This is a genomic window from Novosphingobium sp. BL-S-34 (assembly GCF_056857015.1).
The window spans coordinates 739,085-752,683 of sequence record NZ_CM166473.1 but is presented as its reverse complement, the minus strand read 5'-3'; the positions used below and the strand labels follow the sequence as shown (position 1 = coordinate 752,683).

The 13,599-nt window shown below is 66.1% G+C and carries 12 protein-coding genes; 1 reads left to right on the top strand and 11 read right to left on the bottom strand.

The window, feature by feature from the left end; genetic code table 11:
* Nucleotides 1-6: 6 nt before the first annotated feature.
* From AC1VV3_RS17295 to AC1VV3_RS17250, 10 genes are all read right to left on the bottom strand, one after another.
* Nucleotides 7-1,485 carry an aldehyde dehydrogenase gene (locus tag AC1VV3_RS17295; RefSeq protein ID WP_482963048.1) on the bottom strand — a complete coding sequence of 493 codons (1,479 nt, stop codon included), beginning with the start codon at nucleotides 1,483-1,485 and terminating at the stop codon, nucleotides 7-9.
* Nucleotides 1,486-1,498: 13 nt separating this feature from the next.
* Nucleotides 1,499-2,323, bottom strand: coding sequence for an HTD2 family dehydratase (locus AC1VV3_RS17290; protein WP_482963047.1), 825 nt, complete (start codon nucleotides 2,321-2,323; stop codon nucleotides 1,499-1,501).
* A complete protein-coding gene (locus AC1VV3_RS17285) occupies nucleotides 2,320-3,282 on the bottom strand; it encodes an SMP-30/gluconolactonase/LRE family protein (protein WP_482963046.1) in 963 nt (320 codons plus the stop codon). Before AC1VV3_RS17285 ends, AC1VV3_RS17290 begins: the two co-directional genes overlap by 4 nt.
* 25 nt (nucleotides 3,283-3,307) lie before the next feature.
* Nucleotides 3,308-4,183, bottom strand: a complete 876-nt coding sequence (locus AC1VV3_RS17280) for an NAD(P)-dependent oxidoreductase (RefSeq protein WP_132265523.1) — start codon at nucleotides 4,181-4,183, stop codon at nucleotides 3,308-3,310.
* Nucleotides 4,184-4,202: 19 nt separating this feature from the next.
* On the bottom strand, nucleotides 4,203-5,396 hold the full coding sequence (locus AC1VV3_RS17275) for a CaiB/BaiF CoA transferase family protein (protein ID WP_482963045.1): 1,194 nt from the start codon (nucleotides 5,394-5,396) through the stop codon (nucleotides 4,203-4,205).
* Nucleotides 5,393-6,559: a CoA transferase gene (locus tag AC1VV3_RS17270; RefSeq protein ID WP_482963044.1), complete on the bottom strand. Its 1,167-nt coding sequence runs from the start codon at nucleotides 6,557-6,559 to the stop codon at nucleotides 5,393-5,395. The genes AC1VV3_RS17275 and AC1VV3_RS17270 overlap by 4 nt, the downstream gene beginning before the upstream one ends.
* A 10-nt stretch (nucleotides 6,560-6,569) precedes the next feature.
* The gene (locus AC1VV3_RS17265; protein WP_314466205.1) at nucleotides 6,570-7,778 is read right to left on the bottom strand and encodes an FAS1-like dehydratase domain-containing protein; all 1,209 of its coding nucleotides are present in this window, start codon (nucleotides 7,776-7,778) and stop codon (nucleotides 6,570-6,572) included.
* A gap of 176 nt (nucleotides 7,779-7,954) precedes the next feature.
* On the bottom strand, nucleotides 7,955-8,533 hold the full coding sequence (locus AC1VV3_RS17260) for a cysteine hydrolase family protein (RefSeq protein ID WP_482963043.1): 579 nt from the start codon (nucleotides 8,531-8,533) through the stop codon (nucleotides 7,955-7,957).
* Nucleotides 8,534-8,581: 48 nt separating this feature from the next.
* On the bottom strand, nucleotides 8,582-9,232 hold the full coding sequence (locus AC1VV3_RS17255) for a GntR family transcriptional regulator (RefSeq protein WP_207912925.1): 651 nt from the start codon (nucleotides 9,230-9,232) through the stop codon (nucleotides 8,582-8,584).
* Entirely contained in the window at nucleotides 9,229-10,455 is a 1,227-nt protein-coding gene (locus tag AC1VV3_RS17250; protein ID WP_482963042.1) for a CaiB/BaiF CoA transferase family protein, read from the bottom strand. Before AC1VV3_RS17250 ends, AC1VV3_RS17255 begins: the two co-directional genes overlap by 4 nt.
* A gap of 379 nt (nucleotides 10,456-10,834) precedes the next feature.
* Here AC1VV3_RS17250 and AC1VV3_RS17245 point away from each other — a divergent pair, with 379 nt between their 5' ends.
* On the top strand, nucleotides 10,835-12,046 hold the full coding sequence (locus AC1VV3_RS17245) for an MFS transporter (protein ID WP_482963041.1): 1,212 nt from the start codon (nucleotides 10,835-10,837) through the stop codon (nucleotides 12,044-12,046).
* Here the strand turns inward: AC1VV3_RS17245 and AC1VV3_RS17240 are convergent.
* On the bottom strand, nucleotides 12,006-13,526 hold the full coding sequence (locus tag AC1VV3_RS17240) for a DUF5690 family protein (protein ID WP_482963040.1): 1,521 nt from the start codon (nucleotides 13,524-13,526) through the stop codon (nucleotides 12,006-12,008). The genes AC1VV3_RS17245 and AC1VV3_RS17240 overlap by 41 nt on opposite strands.
* Between the last annotated feature and the right edge of the window lie 73 nt (nucleotides 13,527-13,599).

Sequence of the window (13,599 nt, the reverse complement as noted above, 5' to 3'; positions counted from 1 at the left end):
AGATTTTCAGAACTTCATGGAAAAGGGATCGCGCCGGTCGCCCGAAAAATCGATGAACACGTTCCTGGTCTGCTGGAATTCCTGGATCCCCGCCTCGCCTCTCACCCGGCCGAAGCCGGAGTCCTTCATTCCGCCGAAGGGCGCCTGCGGCGCGGCCACGCGGTAGGTGTTCACCCATAGCACGCCAGACTGCACGGCACGCATCATGCGCAGGCAACGATTGATGTCCTGCGACCAGACCCCGCTCGCCAGCCCATAGGGCGTATCATTGGCGATGGAGACGGCTTCCTCCTCCTCGTCGAAGGGGATGATCGACAGCACCGGGCCGAAGATTTCCTCGGCGGCCACCTTCATGTCGTTGCGCACGTCGGCAAAGATGGTGGGCTCGATGAAGAAGCCCTTCTCCAGCCCCGGCCCCTCGGCCCGGCCGCCGCCGGCGACAAGGCGGGCGCCGTCGCCCCTGGCCGCTGCGATGAAGGAGAGGATCTTGTCGAACTGCGGCTCGTTCGCCGCCGTGCCCATCTCCGTTTCGGGCAGGCGCGGGTCACCCATGCGGATCTGCGCCGCGCGCGCGGCAAGGCCTTCGACCATGCGCTCGTAAATGCCGCGCTGCACCAGGAGACGCGATCCGGCGATGCAGGTCTGCCCGGTCGCGCCGAAAATGCCCGCGAGCGCGCCGATCAGGGCGCGGTCGAAATCGGCATCGTCGAACACGATGTTGGGGCTTTTGCCGCCCAGTTCCATCGTCACCGGCTTGAGGTTCCCGCCCGCCACCGCCGCGATCTTGCGGCCGACGCCCGGACTGCCCGTGAAGCTCACCTTGTTGACCAGCCTGCTGCCCGTCAGCGCCGCGCCCACTTCGCCCGCGCCGGTAACGACCTGCACCACGCCTGCCGGAAAACCTGCCTTCTCGCACAGCTTCATCATTTCCAACGTGGTGGTGGAGGCATGTTCGCTGGGCTTGAGGATCACGCAGTTACCCGCAGCCAGGGCGGCCGGCAGCGTGTTCGTCAGGATCGCCACGGGAGAGTTCCACGCCGTCACGCAGGCCACGACACCGTAAGGTACGCGTATGGCGAAATCGAGCGTGTCCTTCTGGTCCAGCGGAACGACATCGCCGTGCATCTTGTCGGCCCAGCCCGCATAGTACCGGAAGATCCGCGCGGCATAGCCCATCTGGTTGTGGGTCTCGCGAATGACCTTGCCGTTGTCGGTGGTTTCCAGCAACGCCATCCGGTCGGCATCGGCGTCGAGCAGGTCCGCCACGCGGTTGAGCAGCTTCGCCCGTTCACCCGGGGTGGTCTTGCTCCAGACGCTATCGAAAGCCCGCCGCGCCGCGGCAATGGCGGCCTCGACGTCCTCGGCCGTGGCGACGGCGATATGGGCGTGGATCGACTGGTCGTAGGGATTGATGGCGGGTAGCGTGCCACCATCGGCAGCCGCGCGCCACTGGCCGTCGATATGGAGCTGGTACGTCTCGGTCATCGTCTTCTCCCGGTCAGGCGGTGCGCACGGTGGCGACCATGTTCTTCGCCTTGCCCTGCTGGGTCCAGAATTCGCCGCCCTGGTCCGTCACGTTGCCGCAGACGTGCAGGGGGATGCCGTCGAAGGCGGGTTGCTGCCCGCGGAAATCGAAGCCGGCGACAGGCCGGCCAAGTCCCTTGCCCGCCAGTCGGATCAGGAGCGCCGCCTGCAGCGGACCGTGGACGACCAGCGCGGGATAGCTCTCCTCGCCCATTGCATAGGGCCGGTCGTAGTGGATGCGGTGGCCGTTCATGGTGAGCGCGGAATAACGGAACAACAGCACCGGATCGGGCGCGACCGTTTCCGCCCAGGCCGCATCCGGCACGGGCACCGCGACCGGCAGTGGCAGGACGCCGGGCGCGGGATCGCGGTAGACCAGATCCTGCTCCTCGCTGACGGCGATGCCGCCTCCGGCATCCAGTTCGTGGCGGACGGTGACGAAGACGAGCGTGCCGCTTTTCCCGACCTTTTCAGTGACGGCCATGATCGTCGAAGTACGCATGACGGTTTCGCCCAGGTGAAGCGGCTGGAGGAACGTCAGGCGTCCCCCCGCCCACATCCGGCGCGGCAGCGGCACGGGCGGCAGGAAGCCCCCCTTGGCCGGATGACCGTCCGTGCCCAGTGCGGCCGGCGGCTTCACGTCCCAGAAGTGCAGCCAGTGGTCGAGCAAGGGCAGCACATCGCCCGCCGTCAGTGCGCCCGCGCCGCCCAGCGCCACGTCGAGCGCATTGCTGCGGGCGGGATCGAGCACATCGGTCGCGGTCTGGCTGCGGCCGACCCAGTCTTCGTAGACGCTCAAGCGGTAACTCCCATGCGTTGGTGCAGCAGCGGCAGGCCAGGGCGCGGCCAATCGACCGCGATCAGCACGCCGCGGCCGGAAACGGTGATCCAGGCGGTCTTCATGGCGGGGCCGCCGAAGCAGATATTGGTGCAGTAGGGCTCCGGCCCCTGCCAATATTCCAGCTTCTCCCCTTCGGGTGAAAATACGCTGATGCCGCCGGTCACCAGGGTCGCGACGCAGATGTTGCCATTGGCTTCCAGCGCCATGGAATCGAAGCGCTGGTAGCCGGTCGCCTGGCCGTGCAGGATCCCGCCGTTGGGGGAAGGCCATGCCTGTTTCGACACTTCGCCGCGCCCGGAGATCGGCCAGCGCCAGAGGCGGCCGGTCTCGGTCTCCGAAACATAGAGCGTGCGCTCGTCGGGCGAGAGCCCGGCGCCGTTGGGCGTCACCATCGGGAATATCGCCTGCCGGATCCACGAGCCGTCCGCCGCCGCGTGATAGACGGCGCCGCTATCCATGACGCGGCCGTAAGTCTTGCCGTGGTCGGTGAACCACATGTCGCCATTCGCGTCGAAGACGATGTCGTTGGGGCCGTTGATCGGCACGCCGTCGCAATGGGTGTAGAGCGTCGTGACCTCGCCGGTCTCCAGATCGACCCGCTGGATCGATCCCCCCGCATAATCGTGCGCGCGGCCGTGGGGCCGCATATAGCCACGGGTGTCGAAGATGTCCTCGGTCAGCCAGTGGAAGCCGCCGTTGTTGGCGACGTAGCAGGCGCCGTCCGGGCCGATCGCCGCGCCGTTGGGACCGCCGCCCAGCTCGGCCACGACCTGCTTGCGAGCATCCGGCCAGACCCGGATCAACCGCCCGCCCTTGATCTCGACGACCAGCACCGAGCCGTCGTCCATTGCGATGGGGCCTTCGGGGAACAACAGTCCCTCCGTGACCACGCGGTAGTCCAGCTTGCGTTCCTGCATCGGGCTCTCTCCCATCCGGCCGCCGCTATCTGCGGTCGACCACCTCGATCACGCCGGGGAAGTAACTCTCCCCGAGGCCCTGGTCGATTGCCGCCTGGTAGTATTCGGCGGCCAGGCGCGGCAGCCGGGGCTCGACGCCCATCTCCTCGGCCAGTTCGATCGTGTAGCCCAGGTCCTTGAGCGTATAGGCCATCGGAAAGGCCTTTGCCGGAAAGGCCCGCGGGACCATCGCCTTGAGCCCGTGGTTCCGCAGCGCGAAGCTGTCTCCCGAACCGAGCGAGACCGCCTCCACCAGTTTGGCGGGCGCTACTCCCGCCCGCTCTGCCACCACGAACATTTCCGCCAGCGCGGCCACTTGCTCGAACAACAGGGTATTGTTGATGAGCTTGACCACCTGCCCGCAGCCCACCGCGCCGCAATGCGTGACGTCGGAGCCCATGTAGCGCAGCAGCGGCTCGATCCGCGCGAAGAGTTCCGGATCGGCGCCGACCATGATGGAGAGCGTACCGTCGATGGCCGCCTGCCGCGTGCGCGCCACCGGCGCGTCCGCGAAAGCGATGCCCCTTGCAGCCAGCAAGTCTGCAACGTCGCGCGCTTCGGCCACGGCGGTGGTGGAAAGGTCTATCACCACCGTCCCGGGCGCGGCATGGGCCGCGATTTCCGCGCAGACCGCCCGCACCTGCTTGCCGCCGGGGAGCGAGAGGAACACGACCGAGGCCGCGCGCGCCACTTCCGCCACCGAAGCGGCGCCCCGCGCGCCACCATCGACTTGCGCCCGCAGCGCCTCGGCATTCATGTCGAAGGCATGGAGCGGCGCGCCGTGCTTCTTCACGGCATTCGCGCACATACCGCTGCCCATGACGCCAAGGCCGATGAAGCCCAGGCTTGCTGTCTCGCTCATGTCCATCCTCATCCCGCGATCAGTGGATCACTTCGGCCGCCTCGAGCGCGAGACGCTCGGCGCGCCCCATGCCCAGGATCTCGCCGTAAACGTAGTCTTCGTGCTCCCCCAGCCGAGGGGTTCCGCGCAGGATACCGATGTCCTCCCCCTTGGAAAGGCGCAAGGGGACGCCGACTGCCGCGCGCAGCGTACCGTCCGGCTCCGCCACCGAAACGATCGCTCCGCGCTGCCGCAAGTGCGCGTCCGCGGCGATTTCGGGCGTGGTCCAGGAGGCATGGGCGGCAACGCCGGCGTGCTGAAGCTGCTCGGCCGCCGCGTTCGCCTCGACACCGGCGCTCCAGTGCGAGACCAATGCGTCCAGCGTTTCGCGGTGCCGAATGCGCGAGGCGCCGTCCGCAAAGCGCGGGTCCGCAGCAAGGTCCGGTCGTTTCATCACCCCGCAAAGCGCAGTCCAGGCCGCATCGTCCTCCACGGCAAGCGCCAGCCAGCGGTCCTCCCCGGCAGCGGGATAGACGCCGTGCGGCGCCATGCGGGGATGGGCATTGCCGATCCGCGCCGTTGCGCCGCCTGCCGCCGCCAGCAGGAGCAGATCGCCGACCAGCGAAGCGGCGACTTCGCGTGCGGCAACGTCGACGTGAACGCCCTGCCCGCTCGCGCGGCGGCGATGCAGCGCTGCCATCAGCGCAACTGCCGCATTCATGCCGACGGTATGGTCCATAACGTGGCGGATCTCCACCGGCGGTCCGTCGGCGTAACCCGTCAGCTCGCCAAGGCCGCCCCAGGCGCCGAACAGCGGCGCATAACCCGCAAAGTGCGAATCCGGGCCGCTCTGCCCCGAGGACGAGACCGACAGCATCACGATATCCTCGCGCACCGCGCAAAGGTCGGCATAGCCAAGCCCGAGCCGGTCCATCACGCCGGGGCGAAAGCTCTCGGCGGCGACATCACTGGCCGCGACGATGCGCTTGGCCAGGGCGACGCCCTCGGCCTTCTTGAGGTTGATGCGGACGGACAGCTTGTTCGAAGCCACCTGGTCGAACGTCGCCGGCCCTTCGCGGCCATAGACCGGGTGCGGCTTGCGAAAAGCGTCGAGGCGCATGGCGCTCTCGATCTTGATGACTTCGGCGCCAAGCTGCGAAAGCAGGTGCGTGCAGAAGGGACCGGCGTTGTGCACGGTGAAGTCGGCGATGCGGATGCCCTGCAGCGGCTTCATGGCGTCACTTCCAGCATCTCGGCCAATGCAGGCGGCCCGCTTCGCAGCGAAAGCGCCGCGCCGCCAAAATGGAACGGTGAAACAAGGACATCGAGCAGGCCCGCGCCTCTCATGTCAATCGACTGGAACAGGCCGCGATGCGCTTCCTGTTCGCCCGAGAGGATTTCCGCGGGCGACTTGTAGCGCGCCAGGGGCACACCGAGCTTCTGCCCCTCGGCGACGATGTCGTCCACGCGCCGCATGCTGGCCCATTCGCGGATATGCCGGTTGATCTCCGGCCCGCGCCGCCCACGCTCGATACTGCTCGCCAGGGCAGGGTCCGTCGCCCAATCGGGGCTGCCGAGCAGCCGCACCAGGCCATCCCACTGCCGCTGCTCAAGGGTCAACAGTTCGAGGTGACCATCGGCGCAGGGGATCACCCCGCCGTAGCGAAAGCTGCGCTCCACCCGGTGCTCCACCGAACCGTCGCCAAGGCGCTGGATGGCGAAAGCGCCCACCGCCAGCATCGCGTCCTGGTTGGATATATCGACGGCCTGCCCGCCCGCCTCCGGCCGTGCCCAAAGCGCCGAAAGCGCGCCGAGAGCCGCGGCGATGCCGCCCTGCATCTCCCCGAAGTGACCGCCGATCTTGAGCGGCGCGCGGCCGGGAAACATTTCGACCGCAAGCCCGTTCGGCAGCAGGTTGCCCTCGCCGCCCGCGTGCTGGACGATCAGGTCGGCGCCCTTCCAGGCAGCCTTGTCGCCTTGCGCGCCGAAGGGCAGCACCGAGACATGCAGCAGGCGGGGAAACCGCGCAGCAATGCCCGCCTCGTCGAGAGCCACCGCCGCGCGCTCGCCCGGCGGCGTATCGTCGAAGAAGATGTCCGCTTCGGCCAGGTGCTGGTCCAGAGCCTCGCGTCCCGATGAAGACGCAAGATCGATCACCGCGCTGTCCATGCCCGCCGCCAGATAGGCGAAGAGCGCGCTCACCTCGGTCTCTTCGCCGGATGGTCCGGGGAGGAAGGGCGGCTCCCGGCGCAGCGGCGAGCCGCCGGCCGGTTCCACCAGCAGGACGCGCGCGCCCATGGTTGCCAGCAGCCGTGCGGCATAGGCCGACGCCACGCCCTGGGCGATGGCGACGATCCTTATGCCTGCCAGCGGCGCCTGATCTTCCTGCCCCGCCATTGCCCCTGCCTCAGCGCACGACCGGCAGTTCGAGATCGAGACCCGAACCGTCTACGAAGACCTTGGTATTGGGATCGAGCGATGGCAGCACCACCGTCGCCAGGCCAGGCGTGGTCAGTTCGCCGCGCTGGTTCTCGCCCTTGATCTCGATATCGACCAGGGCATAACCGTCCTTGATATATTTGCGCGTCACGGTGCCGCGCGCCCAGGTGCAGTCGCCCATGGTGTTGAAGCGACTCATGCGCGTCTTGATGCGCTTGAGGAAGCCGGCGTCGCCCATCCAGTTGGTGACCATCGATGCCATCCAGGACGAACGCTGCGGGCCGTAATCGTAGACGCCGGGGACGCCCACTTCCTTGGCGGTGGACTCGCGGTGGTGGCCGATGCCGGTATATTCGATGCCGCCACCCGCCTCGGGATTGCGGAAGAAGTGGCCGGGATGCTTCACCGCGTTCTTGAAGATCACGCCGTGGGTGTGGCCGCGACCGCAGCCTACGAGGAAGCCCATCGTGTCCATCAGGCTGAGCGGGCCGCGCACGATCTCGGGAAGCTGCTCGCCTTCCTGCACTTCCTCCCAGTAGCGCACATTGCCGCCGCGGATGTTCTTTTCCTCGTCGAGGATCGCGTTGTCGATCCGGTCGAACTCTTCCGGCGTGTATTCGTGAGTCTTGATGTCCGCGTATTTGCCCGCATCGCGCGCCGCCTTGCGCTCGTGCCGGGTGCAAGTGCCCAGCGCCTTGGCGACGAGTTCGCCGCGCTGGTTGAAATAGGTCGCCTCGACATATTGCAGCACGAGCGTCCCGGAGAACTGGCTCTCCTTCACTTCGACGCCGACCACGCGCTCGATCGCGCTGATACGGTCGCCGGGGCGAATGTGGCGGAACAGTTCCCAGTCGTTGCCGGCGTAGAAGCCGTGGACGCCGGGCAGACCCCAGCGGGTGCGGCCGACCCAGCCGAAGGCCATCGGAAAGTTCGGGTGCGCCAGCATCGAACCGTGGCGCGTCAGGCGGCCACTCTCCAGATCGCGGTAAAGTGGGTTGAGGTCACCGATGCCGTTGCCGAAGTTGCGGATCGTGTCTTCCGTGGCGTCCTGCAGATAAGGCCCCTCCGGGCGCAACTGCATGCCGATCATGTTTTCGGCCGCCTTGATCGCCTCGGGGGTGATTTTGCCTTCCGCCGGCGCGCCGCCGACTTCCTTTTCCTTCAACTCCACCGTCATCGCTGGACTCCCTATCGCGGCAAGCGCATTCGCTGCCGGCTGCATTTGATGGATAATGCATTATATAGGAACGCATCATGAGTCCACGTCAGCCAAGGTAGGCCACAAGCATGATCGCTGGAGCGTTAGAGGCCTATTTCCGCAATTCTATGGATCTTCGGCCGATCCGGCGGCCGTCATTCCGCCCAGTTGAAGGCGGTGCTGGGCACGATGCGGGCGTAACGACCAAGGCAGGCCAGGGCGTGAGCGTGCTCTTCCGTTGTCGCGCCGGCGCAGCAGTCTTCCAGGATCCCCACCTGGTAATCCCGATCATGAGCCTCGCGCGCGCCCGAATGCACCACACCGTTGGTGGAGACGCCGCAGAGCACCAATCGCTCGATCCGATGCGCCCGCAATATCGCCTCGAGCGAGGTCGCGTAGAAGGGGCTGACACGGTGCTTCACGATATCGAAGTCGCCCTCGCGCGGCGCCAAAGCCTCGTGGACTTCGGTGCCCCAGGTGCCAAGCTTGAAGATGCCGTTCTGACGGGCACCGGAAAAGATCGGCGAGTTTTCAGGCGCTTCCCGGTAGTCTGCCGAGAACCCGATCCGGACGTAACCCACCCGCGCCCCTGCGCTTCGCGCCGCCGCCAGAGCAGCTGCGGTGTTGTGCAGAACCTTGCGCTCCGCCACCTGAACGCCGTAGCTCCCGGCGCTGAAACCGTCTTCGGCGACGAGATCGTTCAACATGTCCATGACGAGGAAAAGCGTTTTCATGGGACGTGGAACTCCTGCCTGAAGATGATGGAATAGAGTGCGCGGACCTCAGCCCGCCACCGAACGGCGCAATTCGTTGAAGCCGGCCTCGATGTGCTGGCGGGTAGCCAGCATGGCCGTGGCGGTGTCCCCGGCGATAAGCGCAGCCAGCAATTCGTCGTGCTCCTCGGCCGCGCGGCTGACGCGGCCCTTGAGGCGATTGATCAGATCGAAGGGATAGCGTGCCCAGAGGATCTGCACGAAATGCAGGGTCTGCGGCATTCGGGCGATTTCGAACATACGATGATGAAAACGATAGTTGGCCGCTCGCACCGCCTCGTTCTCGCCGGCTTCGAACGCCGCGGCGAACTTGTCCGCCAGCACCTTCAATTCGGCGATATCCTCGCTCGTCACGCATGCCACCGCGCCGCGAACCAGTTGCGTTTCCAGAAGAATGCGCAGCGCCAGCACTTCACTGGAAGCCTCGATATCGAACGGGGCCACGGTCGCGCCGCGATAATTGTCGCCCAGGACGTACCCCTCGGCCGCGAGCAGTTTGAGCGCTTCGCGGACCGGCGTGATGCTGGTGTTCAGCATCGTGGCGATTTCCTGCTGCTTGAGCCTGGCCCCGCGCGGAAAACGGCCGGAGATGATGCCTTCACGCAAGAAATCGGCGACTTGCTCCTCTTTCGTGCGATAATGCATCATCTTGTCCGTCATCTCTTGTCCCGTACCGGCGCCCAGGCGAAATCGCCGGTCTGATAGGCCCTGGCAGCGCCCGATGACAATAGGTTCTCCACCTCCGCCGCCCCGTACCCGAGTTCCTCCAGAAGCGTGGTGGTATGTTCGCCGATCTCGGGCGGCGGGAGATTGGACGCAACTTGCGGCTGACCCGGAAATTCAGGGACCTCGAAGTCCAACCCGCGGAAATCCAGCGATCGAAGCTTGCCCGGCTGCCGCGCCTGCGGCGCATCCAGGACGCGCTCCAGCGGCATGACTTCGTTGAAACCGATGCCCGCGTTGCGCAGCCGAGCGGATATGTCCTCGAAAGCGAAACCAGCCGCTGCCGCCTGTACGGCAGCCTCCACCACATCCCGCGCCTTCTTGCGATCGCGCAGCCTGGCATAGTCGGGATTTCCGTCTTCCGGCATGTCCAATGCGCGGGTCAGCTTCGCCCAATGCGCGTCGGTCAGGATCAACAGATAGACCCAGCGCGCGTCCGCCGTGAGATAGGCGCCATACCCCGGCATCGAGAACTCGCCCCCGCCCTCCTTTTCAAGCCGGCCCAGAAGCTGCGTTTTCAACTGCATTCCGGCCAGGTCGCGGGCCGCCAGATGAAGGCCCGTCTCGTAGAGTCCGATCTCGATCCGGCGCGCAGCTTCCGGCGCTTCCGGATCGAGCAGCGCGCCCAGCACGCGGATGACGGCGTAAGTTCCCGCGAACTGGTCGTGGTAGGACGGCCCGAAACGCGTGGGCCGCTGGTCCACCCGGTGATCGTCCATCGCCCCCGTCGCCGCTTCGGCAATCGGGTTCGTCATGAGGTCGTCCGCCTGCGGGCCATGGGCATAGCCCTTGATGTGGACGTGGATCCCCCTGGGATTCTCCGCGAGGAAATCGTCCGCGGTGACACCCAGTTTGCGGGCGGCCGAAGGCGCCAGATTGTGAATCACGACATCGGCGCTCGCGGCCAGCCTGCGGAAGACGCCCTTGCCTTCCTCCGTGGTCAGGTCGAGGCAGATCGCCCGCTTGGAATGGCTGTAGGCGATGATCGTGCCCGACGGCCCGCCGCGAACCAGCGACCGCGTGGTATCGCCTGCGGGCGGCTCGATCTTGATGACTTCGGCGCCCATCTGCGACAGGATATGCGTGGCAAAAGGGGCCGCGATCATGGTCCCAAGTTCCAGGACGCGCTTGCCGGCAAGAGGCATGAAAGATGTGTTCATCGGCAATCGTCTATAGATAATGCATTTTACATCAAGGTAAGGCAGGCCCGTTCGTTGCGTTTGAAATCTCGGCACTGCCGATATCGCCACAGCGTACCGCGTGGACGGCTATGGCACCGTTTCGCGCGCGGATTTTCGGCACCCCCAGACCATTCCATGATCGATGGTTTGATGGCAAGTGCTGCACCAATATGATCGAACGTGCATTCTCGCGCTGGTTTGGCGTCAATTTCAGATGTTCGCTCCTCATATCGCCGGGCTGATACGCGGTCGCTTGATGCATCCTGCACGATGAGCGAAACCCTTGCCGATAATGCCGGTAGTCTGAGCCATGTGCACAGTCATCCCGGCGAACTGATACGGGTTTCGGAGAGGGAAGATGCCGGCATACCTTCAGGAACTCCGCGCCCAGTGGCGCCCCTTGCTGGCGGCCGTCATCGGCCTCAGTTCGGGCTATTCGATCACCAGCTATATCACCAGCATCATGGCCCCGCACCTGCTGCGCGAGTTCGGCTGGTCCAAGGCCGAGTTCGCTGCGGTCGGCAGCCTCACGCTCGTCTGCGTGCTGGTGTTCCCGTTCATCGGGCGCCTTACGGACGTGGTGGGCGTGAGGCGCATGGCCTTTGTCGGCGTGATCGCCTGTCCGGTCGGATACGGCCTGCTGAGCCGCATGAACGGCGACATCCGCGTCTATATAGCCCTGTTCGTGGCGATGGGCCTCATCTGCATCACGACCACGGCCACCGTCTATAGCCGGGTGGTGGTGCAACATGTCGTCCATGCCCGGGGCGTCGCGCTGGCGATTGTGGCGTCGGGCCCCGCCGCGATGGGCGTGCTGGCCGCGCCGCTGCTCAACCAGTATGTGGAAGCGCAGGGCTGGCGGGCCGGCTATGTCCTGGTCGCCGTGGTCTCCGCACTGCTTGGCGGACTGGCGCTGGTGTTGATGCCATCGGAAAAGCGTGGCGGCGGAGCCGGGGTCACGCGCCGCGCCGCGCGTGAGGACTATCCGGCCATATTCCGCAACCGGGCGTTCTGGGTGCTGGCAGGCGCCATGCTGCTCTGCAATCTCCCGCAGATCATCGCGCTCACGCAATTGAACCTCATGCTGCTAGACAAGGGTGTCGGCGCGGGCGGCATTGCCGTCATGATCTCCGCCTTTGCGAGCGGCACGCTTGCCGGGCGCTTCGCCTGCGGCCTGGCGCTGGACCGGCTTCCCGCGCACCTCGTGGCCTTTGCAGCCATGGCGCTTTCGTCCGTGGGCCTGTTCGTGATGGCATCCCCGCTTTCATCGCCGGCCATCGTGGCTCTTGGCGTCGTGCTGATCGGCCTGACCATCGGGGCCGAAGGCGACCTCATCAGCTATCTGGTCGCGCGCGCCTTCGGGGTGCAGGTCTACAGCACGGTCATGGGCATGATGACGGCCATCATCGCCGGCGCCGCTTCCACGGGTGCGATCATTCTCAGCCTGACCTTGCGCGGCGGAGGCAGTTTCGGGCCCTTCCTGACGTTCTGCGGCGTCGCGGTCCTGGCGGGCGCGATCCTGCTGCTGTTCATGCCGAACAGGCCGCCGGGCGAGCCGGTTCCGGCCTGACGAACGCGGCAGTTCGCTCCCTCGGCGCAGCGCGCATGGCTTTCCCGCCCTGCCCCAACCTCGCGCGGAAATACCAGGCGGAGGCTGCCATCATCGCCAGGCAAGCGGCGGACGAGGCATAGGCGAGCCAGATGAAGAAGTGCAGCCAGTCCAGCGACACGCCCGGGACGTTGCGCAGCAGCGTGAGCGCGACGCTGCCCCCATAGCCCGAGGCATCGGCCACGTAGATCAGAAACCCCGCTGTCCCCGCCCTTCGGCTGGCCGCGACCAGCCGGTCGAACAGCATGGCGTTGAAAGGCGCGTAACCCAGGTAGAGCCCCAGACCGGAAAGGATCATCCACGGCAGGGGCGCGATCCACGAGAGCTGGAACGCCAGGGTGGAAAGTTCGATCAGCAGCGCGCCGGCCATGACGATGACATGCACCGCCATCAGAGCCCGGCGGTTGTCCCGCACCATCACGAGGCTGCCGAGGATCGTCAGCGTCACCACCGCGATCGGCAGCTCGCTGGCGGTGAAGACCTCGGAAACGCCCGCATAGCCCAGTTCGCTCCAGATCTCGGCAGCGAAGTTGTCGCGCAAGTCTCGCAGTGCGGTGAAAAGGACGTAGGCGAGCACCAGAAAGGCCACGCCGGGGCCGTAATCGCGCAGAAATTCGCGGCGCGCAGCGGCGGCCATCGGGGGGCGGGCCATGCGTTCGGCCTGTTCTTGCGGACTGGGCGGCGGCATTTGGGACAGGCCGACGACCGCGACGAGCAGCAGCGGAAAGAACACCAGTCCCGTCGCCGCGGGCATCCAGAACTCGCTGATGTCCATGGCTGTCATCAGCCAGAGGCCGACCGACTTGACCACGCCGGACGAGACGATGAAGCTGGCGCAAAGGATGGATGCCAGCACTTCGCTGGTGCGCCGTCCTTCGACATAGCCGAAGACCAGGCCCCAGATCATGCCCAGCGGCAAGCCGTTGAGGAACAGCGCCAGCACTTTCCACGAGAGCGGCAGCACCGCGAACAGCACCAGCGCTACCCACGAAAACGCCACGAGGCCGACGATGGCGCCGGCACGGCGGGTCGCCGCCATCTCGGACACGACCTTCACCCCGATGAACTTGGAGAGCGCATATCCGGCCACTTGCGCGATTACGAGCGCGACCTTGAAGTCCACCACGCCCTCCCAGCCCGGCACGTCCGCATATGTCGCGGCGGTAAAGGGCCTGCGGAAGGCATACATGGAGAAATAGGCCGCGAAACTGGTCAGCCCCCCGTAGAGCGCCAGCATCCACGAAGGGCCCCGGGCCAGTGCCTGGCCCAGCGAGGGCCGCGTCTTCATGGCTTCGTCCGGCCCGCTCCAGGCCGGCATTCGCTCCGCCGCCAGCGTGTTCATGCGGCGTGCCCGATCAAGCTCGATATTGCGCCGAAGTGTTCCGGGATGCCGCAGCATGGGCGCGCCGAAGGTGCCCGAAGCTTCGCCCTTTTCCGACATTCGGCAACAATTCCGGGCATCCTGCGACCTCCTAGCGAGAAAGCACCGGTTGCGGCACCTGCGACTCGCTCGC

Excerpts from the sequence above, each read along its gene's own strand:
- AC1VV3_RS17295 (WP_482963048.1), bottom strand. The coding sequence starts at position 1,485 with ATGACCGAGACGTACCAGCTCCATATCGACGGCCAGTGGCGCGCGGCT.
- AC1VV3_RS17285 (WP_482963046.1), bottom strand. The coding sequence starts at position 3,282 with ATGCAGGAACGCAAGCTGGACTACCGCGTGGTCACGGAGGGACTGTTG.
- AC1VV3_RS17280 (WP_132265523.1), bottom strand. The coding sequence starts at position 4,183 with ATGAGCGAGACAGCAAGCCTGGGCTTCATCGGCCTTGGCGTCATGGGC.
- AC1VV3_RS17275 (WP_482963045.1), bottom strand. The coding sequence starts at position 5,396 with ATGAAGCCGCTGCAGGGCATCCGCATCGCCGACTTCACCGTGCACAAC.
- AC1VV3_RS17270 (WP_482963044.1), bottom strand. The coding sequence starts at position 6,559 with ATGGCGGGGCAGGAAGATCAGGCGCCGCTGGCAGGCATAAGGATCGTC.
- AC1VV3_RS17265 (WP_314466205.1), bottom strand. The coding sequence starts at position 7,778 with ATGACGGTGGAGTTGAAGGAAAAGGAAGTCGGCGGCGCGCCGGCGGAA.
- AC1VV3_RS17260 (WP_482963043.1), bottom strand. The coding sequence starts at position 8,533 with ATGAAAACGCTTTTCCTCGTCATGGACATGTTGAACGATCTCGTCGCC.
- AC1VV3_RS17255 (WP_207912925.1), bottom strand. The coding sequence starts at position 9,232 with ATGACGGACAAGATGATGCATTATCGCACGAAAGAGGAGCAAGTCGCC.
- AC1VV3_RS17250 (WP_482963042.1), bottom strand. The coding sequence starts at position 10,455 with ATGAACACATCTTTCATGCCTCTTGCCGGCAAGCGCGTCCTGGAACTT.
- AC1VV3_RS17245 (WP_482963041.1), top strand. The coding sequence starts at position 10,835 with ATGCCGGCATACCTTCAGGAACTCCGCGCCCAGTGGCGCCCCTTGCTG.
- AC1VV3_RS17240 (WP_482963040.1), bottom strand. The coding sequence starts at position 13,526 with ATGTCGGAAAAGGGCGAAGCTTCGGGCACCTTCGGCGCGCCCATGCTG.